Source organism: Oribacterium sp. oral taxon 078 str. F0263 (assembly GCF_000469565.1).
Classification (GTDB): Bacteria; Bacillota; Clostridia; order Lachnospirales; family Lachnospiraceae; genus Oribacterium.
This window is the reverse complement of record NZ_KI273140.1, coordinates 23932-43470: the sequence shown is the minus strand read 5'-3', so window position 1 is coordinate 43470 and position 19539 is coordinate 23932. Positions and strand designations below refer to the sequence as shown.

Annotated in this window: 15 protein-coding genes; 11 read left to right on the top strand and 4 right to left on the bottom strand. The window is 54.9% G+C overall.

Annotated features, from left to right (window positions below; all coding sequences use genetic code 11):
- The first annotated feature begins 190 nt into the window (after positions 1–190).
- The 5 genes from HMPREF1986_RS11995 to HMPREF1986_RS11975 all read left to right on the top strand — a co-directional run bounded on the left by HMPREF1986_RS11995 (position 191) and on the right by HMPREF1986_RS11975 (position 3827).
- On the top strand, positions 191–1036 hold the full coding sequence (locus tag HMPREF1986_RS11995) for an AraC family transcriptional regulator (RefSeq protein ID WP_021775126.1): 846 nt from the start codon (positions 191–193) through the stop codon (positions 1034–1036).
- 539 nt (positions 1037–1575) lie between these two features.
- Positions 1576–1803, top strand: coding sequence for a hypothetical protein (locus HMPREF1986_RS11990; protein WP_021775124.1), 228 nt, complete (start codon positions 1576–1578; stop codon positions 1801–1803).
- Entirely contained in the window at positions 1784–2095 is a 312-nt protein-coding gene (locus HMPREF1986_RS11985) for a YbjQ family protein (protein ID WP_021775123.1), read from the top strand. The genes HMPREF1986_RS11990 and HMPREF1986_RS11985 overlap by 20 nt, the downstream gene beginning before the upstream one ends.
- 330 nt (positions 2096–2425) lie before the next feature.
- Positions 2426–3250 (top strand): 4Fe-4S binding protein, encoded by an 825-nt coding sequence (locus HMPREF1986_RS11980; protein WP_021775122.1) that lies wholly within the window; start codon positions 2426–2428, stop codon positions 3248–3250.
- Between the two features lie 19 nt (positions 3251–3269).
- Entirely contained in the window at positions 3270–3827 is a 558-nt protein-coding gene (locus HMPREF1986_RS11975; RefSeq protein ID WP_021775121.1) for a GNAT family N-acetyltransferase, read from the top strand.
- 38 nt (positions 3828–3865) lie between these two features.
- Here HMPREF1986_RS11975 and HMPREF1986_RS11970 read toward each other — a convergent pair whose 3' ends face one another.
- Both HMPREF1986_RS11970 and HMPREF1986_RS11965 read right to left on the bottom strand, forming a co-directional pair.
- Positions 3866–4414 (bottom strand): DUF2812 domain-containing protein, encoded by a 549-nt coding sequence (locus HMPREF1986_RS11970; protein ID WP_021775120.1) that lies wholly within the window; start codon positions 4412–4414, stop codon positions 3866–3868.
- The gene (locus HMPREF1986_RS11965) at positions 4398–4838 is read right to left on the bottom strand and encodes a PadR family transcriptional regulator (protein WP_021775119.1); all 441 of its coding nucleotides are present in this window, start codon (positions 4836–4838) and stop codon (positions 4398–4400) included. Before HMPREF1986_RS11965 ends, HMPREF1986_RS11970 begins: the two co-directional genes overlap by 17 nt.
- Before the next feature lie 351 nt (positions 4839–5189).
- On the opposite strand from HMPREF1986_RS11965, the gene HMPREF1986_RS11960 reads away from it, so the two are divergent.
- The 3 genes from HMPREF1986_RS11960 (at position 5190) to HMPREF1986_RS11950 (ending at position 7376) form a co-directional block, all read left to right on the top strand.
- Entirely contained in the window at positions 5190–5912 is a 723-nt protein-coding gene (locus HMPREF1986_RS11960; RefSeq protein ID WP_036600624.1) for a DNA alkylation repair protein, read from the top strand.
- A gap of 120 nt (positions 5913–6032) precedes the next feature.
- A complete protein-coding gene (locus HMPREF1986_RS11955; RefSeq protein WP_021775116.1) occupies positions 6033–6299 on the top strand; it encodes an acylphosphatase in 267 nt (88 codons plus the stop codon).
- Between the two features lie 291 nt (positions 6300–6590).
- Positions 6591–7376: a class I SAM-dependent methyltransferase gene (locus tag HMPREF1986_RS11950; protein ID WP_036600602.1), complete on the top strand. Its 786-nt coding sequence runs from the start codon at positions 6591–6593 to the stop codon at positions 7374–7376.
- 137 nt (positions 7377–7513) lie between these two features.
- On the opposite strand, the gene HMPREF1986_RS11945 is transcribed toward HMPREF1986_RS11950, so the two are convergent.
- Entirely contained in the window at positions 7514–8101 is a 588-nt protein-coding gene (locus tag HMPREF1986_RS11945; RefSeq protein WP_036600599.1) for an ECF transporter S component, read from the bottom strand.
- Positions 8102–8290: 189 nt separating this feature from the next.
- Here HMPREF1986_RS11945 and HMPREF1986_RS11940 point away from each other — a divergent pair, with 189 nt between their 5' ends.
- Together HMPREF1986_RS11940 and HMPREF1986_RS11935 are read left to right on the top strand one after the other, a co-directional pair.
- Positions 8291–11770, top strand: coding sequence for a PD-(D/E)XK nuclease family protein (locus HMPREF1986_RS11940; RefSeq protein ID WP_036600596.1), 3480 nt, complete (start codon positions 8291–8293; stop codon positions 11768–11770).
- A gap of 109 nt (positions 11771–11879) precedes the next feature.
- Entirely contained in the window at positions 11880–15593 is a 3714-nt protein-coding gene (locus HMPREF1986_RS11935; RefSeq protein ID WP_021775112.1) for a UvrD-helicase domain-containing protein, read from the top strand.
- Here the strand turns inward: HMPREF1986_RS11935 and uvrA are convergent.
- Complete coding sequence (gene uvrA / locus HMPREF1986_RS11930) at positions 15554–18421, bottom strand: excinuclease ABC subunit UvrA (RefSeq protein WP_021775111.1); 2868 nt, start codon at positions 18419–18421, stop codon at positions 15554–15556. The genes HMPREF1986_RS11935 and uvrA overlap by 40 nt on opposite strands.
- Before the next feature lie 209 nt (positions 18422–18630).
- On the opposite strand from uvrA, the gene HMPREF1986_RS11925 reads away from it, so the two are divergent.
- Positions 18631–19266, top strand: coding sequence for a hypothetical protein (locus HMPREF1986_RS11925; protein WP_009214401.1), 636 nt, complete (start codon positions 18631–18633; stop codon positions 19264–19266).
- Positions 19267–19539: the final 273 nt, after the last annotated feature.

Sequence of the window (19539 nt, the reverse complement as noted above, 5' to 3'; positions counted from 1 at the left end):
CCGGCCGCGATTTCGAAGTGACATCCAAATCAAAGTGATGCTTTGGATGTCACTTTAATAATAAAGGGAAGAGAGAGGCCTGTACCTGCCATACTCTAGTACTGCATAGCATTACGTTTTTCTTGGTACGGGAAATATCGGGCAGTTCTCGTAAAACTCGGCTAGAATCTGTGGCGTAGGAGGTAATCATATGAGGATGATCAAGGCATTCAATGAAACCATACGCTATATTGAAAGCGAATTGGACGGCGAAATTGATGAAGGCCGGGTGGCCATGCTTTCCTGTTATTCCTATGCTATGTTCAGCAGACTGTTTTCCATTCTGACGAACATGACGCTGTCGGAGTATATCCGGCTCAGGAAGCTGACGAAGGCCGCTGTGGAGATCAATGAAACAAGTGCCAAGATCATTGATATTGCCGTGAAGTATGGCTACGAATCATCGGATTCCTTCACGAATGCTTTTAAGAGTTTTCATCACGTTACGCCTACAGAGGTACGAAGTGGAGAAGCATACCGGGTAGTTTCTCCCATTCAGCTGACGCTCAGTGTAAAAGGAGGAAAACACATGGACGTAAAGATCCAGAAGAAAGGCGAGTTTGCGGTGGCCGGGGTCAAATTAAACAATATTGATTCCTCGTCCTGCCCCGCGGTTTGGGATCAGCTTTACAAAAAATACGATCACGACATTCTTTCCCGCCTGGGGAATGGTCAGAGCTACGGAGTATGCTTTGACGTGGAAAGTGAAAATAAGATCAACTACATGGCCTGCTACCATGTCAGTGACATTGCAAAAGCAAGGGAAATGGGACTTGAGGTAAAGGAGATACGAGCGGCAGAGTATGCCATCCTGTCATTAAAGGGAGCGGTTCCTGGCTGTATTCATGAAGGCTGGAAATATGCAATGGAGGTATTTCTGCCGGAGCAGGGGTATGTCCACGCGGGAACGCCGGACTTCGAGGTCTATTTTGACGGAGACATGTACAGCCCCGATTATAAGATGGAGCTTTGGATTCCTCTCGCCAAGAGAGAATAGTCCGTAATCAGGCGGAGGCCGTAAAAAGAGCCGCCGTTCTCTCTTTATGAAAACGGGATCACCGCCGTCCGGCAAAGCGGCACGGAAAGCAGTAAGCCTGAAAAGGTTTGCTGCTTTTTTGGATTCCTTTTTGGAGGGAGACGCTCCCGCAATATCGTATGAAGTATTCTGTGAGAGCCTGCTCGAAATGACGGCTCATTGTTGATTGCCGATAAAAACCGGGATACTTTTCTCGCTCCAAAACGGAAACTTAAATATTTAACGATGTCGTTAATCATGTTATAGTATACATCAAGGAGGGTAAGGCGGGAACTGCCGAGAGCGCTGCGAAGCAGGGCCTGCTGCTGGTTGCTCGGGTTTTGCAGGATCCGTGATCGTATTATCCTATCCATCGAGAGCCGATTCGAAACGCTGTGCGGAGACAGAGAGCGATAGGACCGCTGGAAGGGTGATGACGCGGGACGAATGCAGCCGGGCATGAAAGAGAAGAAAGGATCGTTCCATAACACAGAACGGAAGAATCCGGAAGGAGGCAGAATGTGAAAGATCAGAAAAAGAAAATGATCGCACCGATCATCATTACGATTACAATCCTCTTATATCTGACGCTTTACCTTGTCTTTCTCCTGCCGGCCATAAAGTTCATCCCGGCGATGATCCTGTTTGCAGCCCCCCTTCTGGCTTTGGGGATTGCTATGATATATGTACTCAAATCACGCATCAATGAGATAAGGAGCGGTGAAGAAGATGATCTTAGTAACTACTGAAGGCATCAGCGGCAAGGACTTGGAAATGCTTGGCATGGTCAAGGGAAGCACCATCCAGACGGTGAATGCGTTTCGTGACATCGGCGCCGGTCTGAAGACCCTGGTCGGCGGTGAACTGAAGAATTATAACGAGATGATGAACAACGCCAGGGCGCTGGCCACGAAGCGCATGGTTGAGGAAGCGGATGCCATGGGAGCCGATGCCGTCGTGTGCGTGCGCTACGCGTCTGCTTCTATCATGCAGAGTGCAGCCGAAGTGATGGCCTACGGCACGGCGGTCAAGTTTCGGTAAGGAAAAAGCGGCTTCGGAGAGGACAGATTGAGCCGTTTCGCGGTGAGAGACAGTAAGATAAGCGGAACGGATCCGCTTAAGTCCATCGCCGCGGTGATCGAAGGCAGCCAGGATTACTCTGCCGCAGACAGCCGGTAGGATCGGCATGTCGCTTGGCGGAAGGTATTCCGGGCTGCTTCGTGTACGCGGGACGCCGAAGTTTTTTTAATTCATGGATTCTTATCTGCTTTTTCCTGCAGCGATCCTTTTTCCTCCAGACCCATATTGTTTCACAAGCTGCGGGATTATGACATCTTCCGCCATCGCCGTTTTTGCTCCGGAGGATTCGATATGGAGAATAGAAAATATATTTTGCCTGTCATAATGCTTGCGATTTTTGAGACAGTGGCAGTGACACTATGGCTGACAAAGGACAATCTGTTTTATCTTTTCAATTTCAGCTATATCGGTCTTTCCATTTCACTGGGCGTTTTTCTGTTTTTCAGAAAATACAAATATGCAAGGCGGATTGTCCAGCTGCTGGTGGGACTGTATATGCTCCTCTATCTGGGGCTTATCTGCAGCGAGAATATGCAGATTGAAGGCTTTTGGTATTACTTATTTACGGGCGTATTTGAAGCGGCAACAATCCATTACGCTGTTGCAAAGATATTCGGGCCGCTGTTATTTGGAAGAGGCTGGTGCGGATATGCCTGTTGGACGGCGATGGTGCTGGATTTCCTGCCCTACAAAATTCCAACACGGCCGAGAAAAAAGATCGCCTGGATCAGGTACCTTACATTTATGGCATCTTTTCTGTTTGTGGCGGCACTCTTTCTGGCAAAGGCCGGGAATATGGAATACATCATGTTTTGGGCATTTATTATCGGAAATGCCGCGTACTATGCTCTTGGCATTGCCCTGGCTATTATGCTTAAGGACAATAGAGCATTCTGCAAATATATCTGCCCGATAACCGTATTCCTGAAGCCAATGAGTTATTTTTCGCTGATTCGGGTGAATTGCGATAAAGAAAAGTGCATATCCTGCGGGAAATGTGAAAAGCTATGTCCGATGGATGTGGATGTTACGGATAATTCCAGAAAAAGGAAAAACGGGACGGAGTGCATTTTGTGTATGGAGTGCGTCAGGAACTGCCCTAAAGACGCGCTTTAATCCATGGCCTGGAGGGTTTATGGCATTGAAACACTGCGGAACGCTGCGCTTGAAAACAGAGAGATTAGTCCTGCGGAAATTTGCTCTCACGGACGCGGCGGCCATGTATAAAAACTGGGCTTCAGATCCTGAGGTGACAAAGTTCCTGACCTGGCCTCCCCATGCGGATCGGGACGTCAGCAAGGCGGTTTTGGAGGACTGGGTGAAATCCTATGAGCGGAAGGATTATTACCAGTGGGCCATTGTTCCGAAGGACAATGGGGATGAGCCGATCGGGAGCATTAGCGCGGTCGGAATGAATGACGATGTGGAAATGATACATATCGGTTATTGCATCGGAAGAAAGTGGTGGCATCAGGGCATCATGTCAGAGGCGCTGAATGCTGTTATGGATTTCTTCTTTGACAAAGTGGAGGCCAACAGAATTGAGAGCCGGCATGATCCGAACAATCCGCATTCCGGGATGGTGATGAAAAAGTGCGGGATGAAGTATGAGGGCAAACTGAGAAGCTCCGATAGAAATAATCAGGGAATCTGTGACGCAGACTGGTATGCGCTTTTGCGGAGCGAACGGTGAATCTTGCCGGCCGCTTCTTATAGACTCGAAATTATCCCTTATTCCCAGAGCTTTCTCTCCTCCTTCGGGATGGAGTATTTGACGCACTTTCGGATGCCCATGATGAAAAAGATGAGGCCGGAAATCAATAAGCCGATGTCGACGATAAGCACGATCCAAAACGGAACGCCTCTTTGCTGCATGGACTGCAGTGCCTGAATCAAGAAACAGAGCCCCAGCAGGAACTGGGAGACGCCGATAGTGATAAGATAGGTGTAGCGCCGCTTTACCTGCTGATTGATCTCCTCGTTTCCGGTGTACATGTCCAGCGGACCGTCCGCCGCATTTTTCTTAAGATACATCCTGCCTCCGTACTCCGCCACAAAGTAGATCCCACTCTGCGCCAAAAAGTCAAGGTAGTCCTTTTTCCTGCTTCCGGTGTAAGCGGGCAGATCGATTTTATACTGATACTTTGCCGGGGAGACGTCCTCAAACTCATAGATGCCATTATGGTATCCCACGAGCATCAGGCCCTTTTCTCCCTGTTCGTTCAGCCAATTCTCCTCGTTCTGAATATCCAGGAAGGCCTTCTTAACGCTTGTCTTCATTGCTTTCCTCCTTTACTTTTTTTGCGTTTCGCAGTAATTCCTCCAGGCGAAGCAGCTCTTTTTCAAAAAACTGTTCTCCCTTTTCTGTTATGATGTACTCTATCTTCCTGTCCTGCGGATGCTCGTCCAGCGCTCTGATCCATCCCTTTTTTTGCAAAGCGTCCAGGGCCCCATAGAGGGAACCGGCTCCGAGGCTGACGCGCTCGTTTGTCATCTGCGCGATGTCTTTCATTAAAGCATAGCCATGTGCCGGCTGATGGAGACGAAGCAGAATGTAGAAGATGGATTCGCTGAGAGCACCGCTGTTGGCTGATCGGCCCACGCCTTCTCCTTTCTGATACGCTTTTTGATATATCGTTATACGTAATATATCATAATTCGTAATAGCGGTCAATAGCAAAATGAATTTTTTGTCATCCGCCAAGCTGTCCGGGGAGCCCCGATCCGCTGCGGCTTATTTCCGCCATGGAATCCGGTGCTTTAAAGTAAAAATATCCGGAGGACCGCGGACATTCGAGGCTTTCAGAGCATTGGCATCGTTAAGTATCGGAATCGTTGACTTCCGGCCATTGACCCGTTAGAATGCGCTTAAAATCGTATTGCGCCGCCGCTTCCGCGTGCGGATTTTCCTTGCTTTAAATGCTGTTTCAAAAAATGCGGAGACATCGCCGGCGGTCTTATGGCGCAGCGCTTATTGCGCTGGAATAGCTTTCTTCCGATAGGGAAGACGTCTCTATGCAGGGGGAGGCAGCGCCGCTATGGAAACGGAGAGAACATGACAGATCATTTTAAGGGGATCGAGGATGAGATCAGGGAGGGGCTTTTTCAGCGGAGGGACAGCAAGTACCGGGACTTTCAGAGCAGGCTGATTCCCACGGCGGCGCCGGAATCTATCATCGGGGTCCGGACACCGGATTTGAGAAAATACGCGAAGGAGCTGTCAAAGAGACGAGAAATCGAAGCCTTCCTGAAAAAGCTCCCGCATCGGTATTTTGATGAGAATCAGCTTCACGCCTTCCTTCTTTCGGAAATGAAGGACTACGGGCGCTGTATCGAAGCGGTGAACGCCTTCCTCCCTTACGTGGATAACTGGGCGACCTGCGACCAGCTTTCACCGAAGGTCTTTAAGAAGCACCGCGGGGAGATCCTCCCTCAGATTATGGATTGGATGGGATCGGAGCATAGCTATACCGTCCGCTTTGCGATCGGGATGCTGATGCAGCATTTCCTGGAGGAGGACTTTGACCCTTCCTATCCGAAAATAGTTCTGGAGCATCGCTCTGAGGAATATTATATTAACATGATGAGGGCCTGGTATTTTGCAACGGCGCTGGCGAAGCAGTACGATGCCGTCCTGCCGATGATAGAAGAGCGCGGGTTGGATCCGTGGACACAGAATAAGACGATCCAGAAGGCTGTGGAGAGCTATCGCATCACGGATGAGCAGAAGCTTTATCTGAAGAGTCTGAAGCTGGCGACGGGAAAGCGCGGCAAATAGGGCTCGGCTTTCCTATCTCGCGTAACCTTATCCTTGTAGGCACAGCACGGTCTCCTGGCGGATCGGGATTACTGCGATGAGAAATATTGGGCCGGAGGGACCGGCAGTGAGGATGCACGTATGATACGAAAGCATATCAGATTCTATGGCTGGGTGCAGGGCGTCGGCTTCCGCTGGCGGGCCAGGCATGCCGCGGATCTCGTCGGCGCTGTCGGCTGGGTGCGGAATGAGTCGGACGGCTCTGTCAGCATGGAGATCCAGGGCACGGAGGAGGAGATCGACCGGGTGATTCTCATGATTGAGCAGGGGAGCTATGTGAGGATCGAGAGCATGGACGTTCGGACCGTTCCGACAGAGCCGGATGAGCATGGATTTCGGATCCGATAGGGCTGAATTTTTGCCTTATGCTGTCTTATGCGGATCGAATCGAAAAGGGCATTCTCATATCTCAAAAGGAGGGATTTATCAGAAGGAGGAATAAAAAGGGTTTACGAGTCCGGAATATTGGGCTATAATTCGGTTAGTACAAACTAACTTATCCGGGAAATGCCTTTTTGTAATGCTTCTGGGAGGGCTTTCCGGCATCGTCTTTTGGGATGCGCCGGGCGGGGAGATGCGGAGCAGCTTAGTCTGCATCCGGAAGGCTTCTGCCGGGAGCGGAAGGGAGATAAGGAGCATATGAAGGCGAATTATAAAAACTGGGTGCCGAAGGGCATGATCCTTGCTTTTTTCGGAGTAGCGCTCCTTCTCTTTATTCTCGCGGCCGCCGCGGGCTGCCTCGTGCCGCCGGGGATGCTTCGGGCTCTGCTTTTGATTCTATTGATAATGGGCGGACTTATTTTCTTCGGATTGGGAATATGGAGCCTGATGATGTACCGGGCCTTTGATTATAACGGAACGCGGCAGATGGCGCGGCAGATCATCGAGGGCACGGCTTCATATGTAAAGCTGCCGGAGGGCGGGAGCTGCCTGGACATTGGCTGCGGGAGCGGTGCTCTTGGCATCGCCGTCGCGAAGCGAAATCCGGGGGCTCGGGTCATCGGCATTGACCGCTGGGGCAGGGAATATGCTTCCTTCAGTAAAGCGCTCTGCGAAGGGAATGCCGAGGCAGAGGGCGTCAGTAATATCTGCTTTCGAAAGGGCGATGCGCTGCATCTGGATTTTCCGGATGAGAGCTTTGATGCGGTTACCAGCAATTACGTATATCACAATATCCCGTCCCATGACCGGCAGGCGATCCTCCTGGAAACACTCCGGACCTTGAAAAAGGGCGGAAGCTTTGCCATCCATGACATCTTTTCCGTATCGAAATACGGGGATATGAAGGCCTTTCTCCAAAGGCTCAGGGATATGGGATATCAAAGAGCCGAGCTGATCGATACCACGCAGGGAATGTTCATGGAAAAGAGGGAGGCGAGCTGGATGGCGCTTTCCGGCTCGGCCATCCTGACCGGTGTAAAGTGAGATATCTGTGCATGGCTAAGCGGACAGACGGCAGGAGACCTTCCTTTCGGAGTGCTGTGAGCGAAGCTTAGAGGGCAAAAGCGAAATCCCCGGCCGGTGGCTTGCCGGTCGGGGATTTCGCTTTATTTGGGAAGGAATTAGACCGCCGGATGCAGCTCCAGGGATTCCTTTCGGAGGACGGGATAAAGTCCCATGTAGACGACGACGGAGACGAGCAGGGATACCGCCGCATTGACGCCGGAGGCGAAGAAGTTGATCTTCAGGGAGAGCTCTGCCGCCGCCTTCCCGAGAATCAGAATCTTGTAGTAATAGCCCAGGATCGGGTCCGCAAAGACATTGAAGAGAAGTCCCGCCGCCGCGGCGAGGGAGGTCCAAAAGAGGATGTGGCCTCTGTCTGTGCTGTAGCTGATTTTTCCGATTCTGTGGGCGATGAAGCCGCTGATCAGGCCGATCATGAGCTTACAGAAGAGCGTCTTCGGTACCAGCGGGAAATAGACAGGATCCAGCAGATCCCCGATGCTCATCCCGATCGCTCCGGCGAGGCCGCCCAGAGGGCCGCCGATCGCAAAGGCCGCGAGAACGACGACGGCATTCCCCAGGTGAATGGAGGTCATGTCCGCTCCGACCGGGATCTTTATCTGAAGGAAGGTGAAGACCGCATAGGAGAGTGCCGCAAAGAGTGCACATAAGGCGAGTCGATAGCTGCCGTTTTTTTCTGTTTTCATTTCTGTCATTCCTCCTGAGCTGCTGTACTGTCTAGCGCTTTTCCTATACAATACCCCTATTCTGGATTTATTAAAATACTCAAAATATGAAAATAATATAATACCAGTATAGCTTTGTGAGCTCGCAATTCTCCCTTTGCTGTGCTAGACTTGTGAAAAGTGATGGGACGAAAGACGGGGGGCGGAAAAATGTCAATACAGTTTGTGCTGGGCGGGAGCGGGTCCGGAAAGACAGAATTTTTGCTCCGCAGAGCTTTAAGAGGAGCCCGGGAGGATTATCGGAGCTCCTGGATTCTTTTGGTTCCGGAGCAGGATACTCTTGCGATGCAGAGGAGGATCACGCTGCACCCGGAGAATCCGGGGAAGGGAATCCTGAATATCGACGTGATGAGCTTCCACCGCCTCGCCTACCGGGTCTTTGAGCTTCTGGACAGGCCTCTGCCCCGCATCATTGACGATACCGGAAAGGTGATGCTTCTCCGGGAATCCTCGGAGCGGGTCAAGGATAAGCTGAAGCTCTATAAAAATCAGCTGAGCAGACCGGGCTTTCTCTCGGAGCTGAAATCGCAGATCTCGGAATTTTATCAGTACAGGATCCGGCCGGAGCTTTTGGAAGACGCCGCGGAGAAATGCAGTTCTTCCCATATGGGGGCGAAGCTTCGGGAGCTCTCTCTTTTGTACCGGGCCTTTTTGGAATACATGGAGGAGCGGGGATATATGGTGGAGGAGGAGCTTCTGGACCGCCTCCTTTCTTTTCTTCCGGAGACGAAGCTTCTGGACGGGGCGACGATTCTCTTCGATGGCTTTACCGGCTTTACGCCGGTGCAGCTGGATATCATTGAGGAAATGATGAAAAGCTGCCGAAGCCTTCTCTTTTCTCTTTGCCTTGGGAGGGGGGCGAAAGGGGCTCTCTATGGGGAGCACAGGGCATCGGAGCTTTTCTTTCTGACGGGACAGACCGCGGAAAAGCTGAGACTGAGAGCCGAAAAATGCTCCTGTCCCATCCTTCCTCCGATTGATCTGAATCGCTTTGACGCCCTGACAGGGAAGGCCAGAAATCCCTCCCATCCTCTTCCGCGTTTTCAAAATGCCCCGGCGCTGGATTATCTGGAGCGCTCGCTCTACCGCTACTCGGCCGCGGGCACAGAGGGCAGGAACTTCGCCTTAGACGGGTCGATCGAGATCTGGGAGGCGGCGGATCAGAGAATGGAGATCGAAAGACTTGCATCCGAGATTGAGAGGGCGGTGCGGGAGGAGGGACTTCGCTACCAGGACATCGCCGTTTTGATTTCCGAGCCGGAGCAATACCGGGACATCATCTATCGCAGCTTTCTTGCGGCGGGAATCCCTTATTTTCTGGATGATCCCGGAAGCCTTTTGGATTCCCCGCCCGCAAAGCTTCTGCGCGCCGAGATCGAGGTGCTGGAAAGAGCTTTCAGCTTTGACAGCGTGATCCGCTGCCTCCGGGCACTTCCGGGAAGGACTCCGGAGGAGGAAAACGAGATTGATCTCTTTGAGAACTGGCTTCGCGAGCGCGGGATCCGCGGAGCGGCCGCCTATCAGAGGGAGTGGGAGCATTTTGACAGCCTCAGGAGAAAGCTCGCGGGGCCCTTGCTTCGGCTTCTTTCCGAGGGAAATGAGAGGGGAGCCTCGGCATCCCGGAGGATTTCCGCCCTCCGGGGCTTCCTCACAGAGCTAAGAGCGAGGGAGTATATCTCGAAGGAGGCGGAGAGGCTGAGAGAGATAGGGGAACAGAACCGGGCGGAGGAGCTTCTCCGCGGGATGGATGCGGTGGAGGAGCTCCTTCTCCGCTTTTCGGAGCTCCTCGGGGAGACGCGGATTTCCCGGAGGGAGTTCTCGGAGCTTCTCGATGCCGGCCTCTCGGAGGCGTCCATCCGCATCATCCCGGCCACCCTGGATCAGGTCGTGATCGGGGATCTGACCCGCTCCCGCTTCTCCTCTCCGAAGCGCTTCTTTTTGGTGGGGGTCAGCGCCGGGGCTCTCCCGGGCTCCGGGAAGGGGACGGGGATACTGGGGGACCGGGAGAGAGCGCTTCTTCGCTCTCTTTCGATCGAGCTCGCCCCGGATCAGGCGGAGGACGCACTCCTGCAGCGCTTCTATATCTACCGGGCGCTTCTGAATCCCTCGGAGAAGCTGCTGCTCTCCTATCCGCTCCGGGGGAGAAATGGGAAGAGCCGGAAGCCCTCGCCGCTCATCGAAGCTTTGAGAGGGATCTTTCCCGGCCTTTCGATTCGCTCTCTCCGACATGAGCCGGAGGAGATCTATACGCGGGAGGAGCTGCTTCGCTCTCTCTCCCGCACTCTTCCTCTCTATCTGGAGGAGAGGGAGAGGAAGGAGGCGAGAGAGGATAAGGGAGAGAGTGCTTCAGAGGGGAGGGAAGCCGTGGAAGCTCCCTCGGAGGGGAGGCTGCTTTCGGGCTTTTCCGCTCTTCTCAGGGATTCCTCCTATCGGGATCGGGCCTCGAAGCTTCTGGACGCGGCATTTACGAGCTATCAGAGCGGCAGACTGGACCGGGAGATCGCGGAGGAGATCTACGGGGAGATTCTGTATGGATCCATCACGAGGCTTGAGCAATATAATCGCTGCGCCTACGCACATTTTCTCCGCTACGGGCTTCAGCTTTCGGAGAGGAAGAGCAATGAAGTGCGGGCCCTCGACCTCGGAAATCTCTATCACCTCGCGATGGAGGAGCTCTTTCGGGAGCTTTCGGAGAGAGGACAGAGCCTGCCGGAGCTCTCCCGGGAGGAGGCCTGCGCGCTTTCCGATGCCTGTGTTCTTAGGGCCTCGGAGCAGTACAACGAGAGGATGATGCAGGACAGCGCGAGAAATCGCTATCTTCTCCGGCGGATCTCCGAGATTTGCCGGATGACGGTCTGGGCGCTCTCCGAGCAGCTCCGGAGAGGGGATTTCCGCCCGGCTTTTCTGGAGAAGGATTTTCATCTTACGAGGCCCGGTTTTCGCCTGAGCGGGCGGATCGACCGCGTGGACCTCTGTGAGACGGAGAAGAGCATCTATGTGAAAGTTCTCGACTATAAATCGGGGCGGACGGTCTTTGACTTAAATCGGATCTACGAGGGACTGCAGCTGCAGCTTGCGACTTATCTCAAGGTCGTCCTGGAGGAGCTGCAGCGGGATTATCCCGGGAAGGAAGTGCTTCCCGCCGCGATGTTTTACTATCGAATCGACGATCCGATTCTGAACTATGTGCCGGGGGAGGACGAGGACGGTGGAGAGGACAGGAGGCTCCGGGCTCTCCGCGTGGACGGGCTTGTGAATGCCGACCGGGAGGTGATTTCACACCTGGACCGGGAATTTCAGAAGGAATCCAGGGTGATACCGGTCACGCTTCGGGAGGGAAAGGTGGAGGAGCGGAAGAAAGCGATCGCTACGACACGGCGCTTCTCCGCGCTTATGGACTTTGTGGAAAAGAGGATGGAGAGGGACGCCGCGGAGATACGGGGCGGAGAGATCTCCGTGAATCCGATCCGGGAGTCCCCTGAGCGGAGTGCCTGCGACTACTGCCCTTATCACAGTATCTGCGGCTTTGATCCCATGCTGGAGGGCTACTCCTATCGAAGAAGCGGAAAGAAAAAGACGGAGGAGATCTGGCAGGAGCTCACAGAGGAGCGGGAGGACAGCGCGCCGTGATTTTTGAAAGCGGAGAGAAGGCGGAAAGAGGGAGGAAGCGCGGGCGCGCCCCGGGGAAAAGACGGACAGAGGCGGAGTGACAGAGGGCAGAGCAAAAGGAGGCTTTTCCATGGAGAGGGTCTGGACAGAGGAGCAGGAAAGAGTGATTTCTCACCGGGGAGGAAATCTCCTGGTTGCCGCCGCGGCGGGATCGGGGAAGACCGCGGTTTTAGTGGAGCACGTCATCTCCCTTTTAACGGAGGGGGAGAAGCCGGCATCTCTTTCGGAGCTTCTCATCATGACCTTCACGGAGAGCGCGGCAGCGGAGATGAAGGAGAGGATCCGGCTTTCTCTGGAAGAGCGTCTTCGGAAGGATCCGGAGAACGGACGGCTGATCCGCGAGGCGGGGAATCTGCAAAATGCGAATATCAGTACGATCGACTCCTTCTGCCGAAGGCTTATCCTGGAAAATTATGCTTCGATCGACCTGGATCCCTCTTTCCGTGTGGGAGAGGAGGGGGAGCTCCGTCTGCTACGCTCCGATCTTGTCACAGAGCTCCTGGAGGAGCATTATGAGTCCTGCGACCCGGGCTATCTTCGCTTCCTCGAAAATTTTACGAGAGGGAAGGATGACGCCGGGATCGAAGAACTGATCCTGAAGGTCTATGAGTATTCCGAGGCGACGCCGTGGCCGGAGGACTACCTCAGGGATGCAGAGGGGAAGGACCTTTCCCTCTCGGAGGACTATCTCCTTCAGAGCCTTAAGAGCCGGATGGAGGATCTACTATCAGAGCTTGAGGAGGCGCTTTCTATCGCCGTGGAGGAGGACGGACCGGGGGAGTATCTTCCGATGCTGGAGGAGGATGTCCGAGCTCTGAAGAAGCTCAGCGGGATCTCAGAGCTTCCCCTTTTCCTATCAGAGCTCTCGGAGATCTCCTTTTTGCGCCTTAAGGCCACGAAGTCCCCGAAGAAGGAGGCCGCCGCGGGACTTAGAAACGGGGTGAAGAAGGAGATCCAGAAGCTGCAGGGGCGTCTTTTCCTCCCGGGGGGCGCAGAGAGAGAGGCCATGCAGGAGGGGCTCTCCGAGAGCATTCATGTGCTCCTCTCCCTCACAGCAGAGTTTCGGGAGCGTTTCGCCTCGGAGAAAAAGCGGAGAAAGATACTAGACTTTTCCGATCTCGAGCACAGGGCTCTGGAAATTCTTTATATAGAGGATGAGGAAGGGCGCAGGCCCTCCCCGGCGGCCGATGAGTATGCGAGGCAATTCCGGGAGATCCTGATCGACGAGTATCAGGATTCCAATTTCGTCCAGGAGGAGCTTGTGAAAGCGCTTTCCGCAGAGCGCTTCGGGCGCCCCGATGTCTTTCAGGTCGGAGATGTAAAGCAGAGCATATACAGCTTCCGGCTCGCCCGCCCGGATCTCTTTCTCGGGAAGTACAGGGACAGCCAATATCCGAAGGTCGAGCTCTCTAAAAATTTCCGAAGCCGTGAAGAGGTGCTGCGCTCGGTCAATCAACTTTTTTTCCGCCTGATGAGGGCGGAGGTCGGCGGAGTGGATTATATGGAGGAGGCGAGCCTCCGGGCGGGGAGAAGTGATTTTCCGCCCGCGGGGGAGAGGGATCTCAGGACCGAGCTTCTCCTTGTGGAGAGCGGGGCAGCGGGAGAGGAAGAAGAGGATGGAGAAGGCGGAGCGCTCGGAAAGAGCGAGGCGGAGGCGAGACTGATCGCAGGGAGGATCCGGAGCCTCAGGGAGGAGGGGTATCGCTACCGGGATATCGTGATCCTGCTCCGCTCTCCCGGCTCCTGGGCAGATGAGCTCACGGAGCTTTTGGGGAATGCCGGAATCCCCGCCTACTCCATCTCCGGCACGGGATTTTTCCGCGCGGTCGAGGTGGAGATCATCCTCGCCTTTTTGGCGGTCATCGATAATCCCCGTCAGTCCATCCCGCTCGCTTCGCTCATGCACTCTCCGATCTACGGCTTTAGCGACGAGGAGCTCGCGAGGATTGCGGCAGCAGGCGGAATCGAGCGAAGCTTCCCGGGGGAGGAGGAGCTCTATAAGAGCGCCGGAGAGAGTCTCCCGGGTGAAAAGGGCGGAACAGGAGAGGAGGACTCCGCTGAGGAAGAGAGGGAGGCAGAGGAGAGGAGAGTCGGGACGGATTCAGGATCGGCGGAGGGAGAGAGAAAATCGGAGGAGAGGAGAGGGGAGGAAGGGATAGAGGGAGCGGAGGAAGAGGGGAAGCGGATATTGCCGGAGGAGCTTTCCCGGAAGCTTCGCCTCTTTCGGGAGAGCCTCGATCACTACCGGGAGCTCTCCCGCGTACTCAGCATCCATGAGCTTCTCTATCGGATCTACGAGGAGAGCGGCTACTATCATTATGTCTCCGCGATGCCGGGGGGGAGAAAGCGCCGCGCGAATCTCGATCAGCTGATCGACTCCGCTCTTTCCTTTGAGGCGAGCAGCTACGGCGGGCTTTTCGACTACATCCGCTATATCGAAAGACTGAGGAAGGAGGATGCGGATCAGGGAGAGGCCGCGATCTACTCGGAGCAGGATGATCTTGTGCGCATCCTTTCCGTCCACAGGTCCAAGGGACTGCAGTTTCCGGTGGTCATCCTATCCGGACTGAATAAACGCTTTAATAAGAGAAACCTTTCGGGGAAGGTACTGATCGATCCGGATCTTGGGATCGGAGCGGACTATATCGATCCGGAGAAGAGGATACGCTATCCCTCCCTGCAGCGGATGGCGATCCGGGAGAAGCAGGAGAACGAGCAGCTCGGCGAGGAGCTCCGGGTTCTCTATGTCGCGATGACCCGGGCGGAGCAGCGCCTTATCATGACAGCATCAGTCACGGATATGGAAAAGAGCGTAAAAAAGGCGGAGGAGGCTGCCGGACGGGGCAGGCTTTCCGCGGGGAGGATCCGCTCCGCCTCCTCCATGCTGGACTGGATCCTGATGGCAGGCGGAGACTCTCTCCTTCGAAGCGGAAGTTCCGGAGCGATCCGCCTTAACAGCTTTGCAAGGGGGGAGCTTATCGAGAGCGGGAAGGAGCTTCTCAGGCGTTCTGTCAGGCTTTCCTCCGAGCTCACGGAGGCGCTTTCGAGCTTGGATCCGGAGGATGCGGAGCTCCAGAGGTTCATCCGGCGCTTTGACTTCCGCTATCCGCATGAGGACGCGACGAAGCTTTTCCCGAAGTATTCGGTATCTGAGATCGGGGAGAGTGGGGAGAAGCCCGCGGAAGCTGTCCTCCCCGCGCCTTTGGAGCGATCCGATTTCCCTTCCGATACTCTGCGGGAAGCCGGGGTTCTGCCCTCTGAAAATGGCGGAGGAGAGAAGGAAAATGAGAAAACGCCGGGAGCACGGAGAGGAGATGCCTATCACCGCGCCCTCTCCCGCTATGATTATCTTGCAGGAGGAGGGAGCGGGCAGCTGAGAGCTCTTCTCACGGAGGAGGAGTATGCGCTGATCGATCCGGAAAGCTTTCAGCATTTCCTGGATTCTGAGCTGGGAAGAGAATTCCGGGAGGCCGCGGAGAAGGGGATGCTTTTTCGGGAGCAGCGCTTTATGAAGCAGGTTCCCTTTTCCTATCTCTTTCCGGAGAGCGGGATCACGGAGCCGGTGCTTCTCCAGGGAGTGATCGATGCCTTTTTCCTCTCGGAGAAGGGAATTACGCTGGTAGACTATAAGACGGACAGGACAAAGAGCGAGGAGATTCTCCGGAGGCGCTATGAAAGGCAGCTTTCCCTCTACGCCGATGCCCTATGCGGAATTACCGGGTATTCCGTAAGGCGGAAGCTGATCTACTCCTTCTCGCTCGGAAGGGCGATCGAGCTCCCCTGAGAGAGGAGGCAGCGCTTCACATATTTTCCGGTGAAGGAGCTCTCACAGCCCGCGACCTCCTCCGGTGTGCCGGTACATACGACGCGGCCTCCCCGATCTCCGCCCTCGGGGCCCATGTCAATCAGATAGTCCGCGCACTTTATGACATCGAGATTATGCTCGATGACAAGCACGGTATTTCCGGATTCCGCAAGCTTTTGCAGCATATCCACGAGGCGGCGCACGTCCTCAAAATGGAGACCGGTCGTGGGCTCATCCAGGACATAGATCGTCCGGCCGGTTCCCCGGCGGCTCAGCTCCGAGGCGAGCTTGATCCTCTGTGCTTCACCTCCGGAGAGCTCTGTGCTTGGCTGGCCGAGGCGGAGGTAGCCGAGGCCCACGTCATTTAAGGTCTGAATCTTTCTCGTGATGGACGGCACATTCTGGAAGAAGGAGAGAGCCTCCTCGACGGTCATGCTGAGGACGTCATAGATGCTCTTTCCCTTGTATTTTACATCCAGGGTCTCCCGGTTGTAGCGCTTTCCGCCGCAGACCTCGCAGGGGACATAGACATCCGGGAGGAAGTGCATCTCGATCTTTACGATTCCGTCTCCGGAGCAGGCCTCGCAGCGGCCCCCCTTCACATTAAAGGAAAAGCGTCCCTTGCTGTAGCCCCTCGCCTTTGCGTCCTGGGTGGAGGCGAAGAGATCCCGGATCAGATCGAAGACGCCCGTATAGGTCGCCGGGTTTGAGCGGGGCGTCCTCCCGATCGGGCTTTGATCGATGTCGATGACCTTGTCCAGCTGCTCCGCTCCCTCGATCGCTCTGCAGCGCCCGGGGATCGTTCTCGCCCGGTTCAGCTTCTTTGCGAGTGTCTTGTAGAGGATCTCGTTTACGAGAGAAGACTTTCCGGAGCCGGAGACGCCGGTCACACAGGTAAAGACGCCGAGCGGGATCGAGAGATCGATCCCTTTCAGATTGTTTTCGGATGCCCCGAGGACCCGGAGCCAGCCGGCAGGCTCTCTCCTCCTTTTTGGGATCTCGATCCTTCGCTTTCCGCTGAGGTACTGCCCGGTGATGCTCCGGGGATTTTTCATGATCTCCTCTGCCGTTCCGACCGCGATCACCTCTCCCCCGTGTTCTCCCGCCCCGGGGCCGATATCCACGATGCAGTCCGCGGCCCGCATCGTATCCTCGTCATGCTCCACGACCAGCACGGAATTTCCCATATCGCGGAGCCGCTTCAGCGTCGCGATCAGGCGGTCATTGTCCCTCTGGTGAAGTCCGATGCTGGGCTCGTCCAGGATATAGGCGACCCCGACGAGACCCGATCCGATCTGCGTCGCGAGGCGGATCCTCTGGGATTCTCCGCCGGAGAGTGTGCCGGCGGCCCGGGAGAGGGTCAGGTAGTCCAGGCCCACATCCAGCATGAAACGGGTTCTCGCCTTGATTTCCCGGATGACCTGCTCCCCGATCGCAAGCTGCCTCTCCGAGAGTTCAAGCTCCGAGATCCAGCGGTGGAAGTTCTCGATGGAGAGCTCAGACGCCTGGTAGATGTTCCGCTCCCCGAGCGTCACTGCGAGGGAGCTCTTCTTCAGCCTCGCCCCCTTACAGAGCGGGCAGGGCGTGATCCGCATATATTGCTCGTATTCCGCCTTCATCTTTTCGGAGAAGCACTCCCGGTAGCGGCGGTTCACATTGGCGAGGAGGCCCTCGAAGGCCACGTGATGGACATTGCCCTTTCCGAACTGAGACTCATAGTGGACCGTGACCTTTTCGCCCTTTGTGCCGTAGAGAATGACGCTGCGCGCTTCCTCCGGGAGATCCCGGAAGGCGGTGTCCAGACTGAAATGATAGCGCTCCGCGAGCGCAAGGAGCATGGCGTGGCCGAAGCTCCCGCTGTCCTTTGAATTCATCCAGCCGAGCACGGAGATAGCCCCCTGATTCAGGGAGAGAGATTCATCCGGAATCATGAGACCCTGGTCGAACTCCATCTTATAGCCGATGCCGAAGCAGTCCGGACAGGCCCCGAAGGGGTTGTTGAAGGAGAAGCTCCGGGGCTCGATCTCCTCGATGCTGATCCCGCAGTCCGGGCAGGAGAAGCTGGAGGAGAGGTTCAGGCTCTCCCCGCCGATCACATCCAGTGTGAGAAGTCCTCCGGAGAGTCCCAGCGTCTGCTCGATGGATTCCGTGATCCTTTTCTCGATCCCCTTTCGGAGGACCAGACGATCCACGACGATCTCTATCGTGTGGCGGAGATTCTTCTCCAGTCGGATCTCCTCGGAGAGCTCGTAGAGATTCCCGTCGATGCGGACTCTGACGTAACCGGATTTCCTGGCGCTTTGCAGCACCTTTTCGTGCATGCCCTTTTTCCCGCGCACGATGGGCGCCAGAAGCTGAAGCCGGGTCCCCTCCGGGAGCTTCAGAATCTGGTCTGTCATCTCATCCACCGTCTGCCTTCTTATCTCTCTCCCGCAGACCGGGCAGTGGGGGATGCCGATCCGCGCGTAGAGGAGCCGCATATAATCATAGATTTCCGTCACGGTCCCCACCGTGGAGCGGGGGTTCCGGTTCGTGGATTTCTGATCGATGGAGATCGCGGGAGAGAGCCCCTCGATGAGCTCTACATCGGGCTTTTCCATCTGTCCCAGGAACTGCCTCGCATAGGAGGAGAGGGATTCCATATAGCGGCGCTGTCCCTCCGCATAGATCGTGTCGAAGGCGAGAGAGGACTTTCCGGAGCCGGACAGACCGGTCAGAACCACAAGCTCATCCCGCGGGATATCCAGATCGATATGCTTTAGGTTGTGCTCGTTCGCGCCGCGGATCTTGATGTATTTTCTTTCCATTCTCAGGCCTTTACCTTATAATAGGATTTTGATTTCGAAAGTCTGCCGCACTGCAGTTCAAAACATTTGTTCTAAAAGAGGATAGCATGCTTTCCCCGCGGATTCAAGCGGAATTCGCGCTGCGCTTCCTGCCCTTAAAAGGCTCGGATTCTCGGAGAAGAGGGGGGAACGGGACGGGGGAGCATAGTGGATAGGGAGAGGAGAAGTCCATGATTATACTGGAGCGGACCGCTGTCATGAATCTCGAGAATGCGATGAGGGGGGCGAGAAATCCGATGAACTCCTGGAAGAACTCGGATTCCTTTTATGACGAAGAGGGGAATTATATTCTGGGAGAAAATGACCTCTCCCTTGCAAGGCGGCTCAGGCTCGCGGGTTCGGATCACCGGAAGTTCATAAGGCAGATCTTCGTCTCTGTGGATGTCACCGCGCCGCTCTACTGGTGGAAGGAATATGACACCTATAAGGTCGCGACCGTCGCAAACTCCACATCCACCATGCACAGGATTCACGCGAAGCCCTTTTCGCTCGAGGATTTCTCCCATGATAAGATGAGCGGGGAGGCGCTCTCCCTCTTCCGGGACTATATTTCGAAGCTTGAGAAAATCCGCCTCCGCTATCTGGAGGGGGGAAAGAAAAAGGAGGACTGGTATGATCTCATCCAGCTCCTCCCGAGCTCCTATCATCAGCTTCGCACCCTGAGCATGGACTATGAGACCTTGGTCAATATCTATTTTGCGAGGAGGTCGCACAAGCTTTTCGAGTGGCACCGCTTCTGTGAGTGGATCGAGACGCTCCCCTACGCGGAGGAGCTCATCCTCGCGGAGAAGAGGCTGCATCCATAGCTTAGGGACTACGCGGCTTCTCCCGGGAGGCATCAGCCGGAATGAACGAGAGTTTCCTGTGTTGGAACAGCCGGGCGGAAGAGCAGAGGTATTCCCGCAGTTCAAGATATTTTGACGAAAAGACAGGGATACTCAATGGGATTTATGGGAATTTTCTATAAAGGCCGGAGGGGCTTGATAAAACAGGAGATTCGCGATATATTTAGCACGAATCAACAAGGAATCTTGATGGAACGAAAGATCATTGATAGAAAATTCTGATTATTTCGTCAG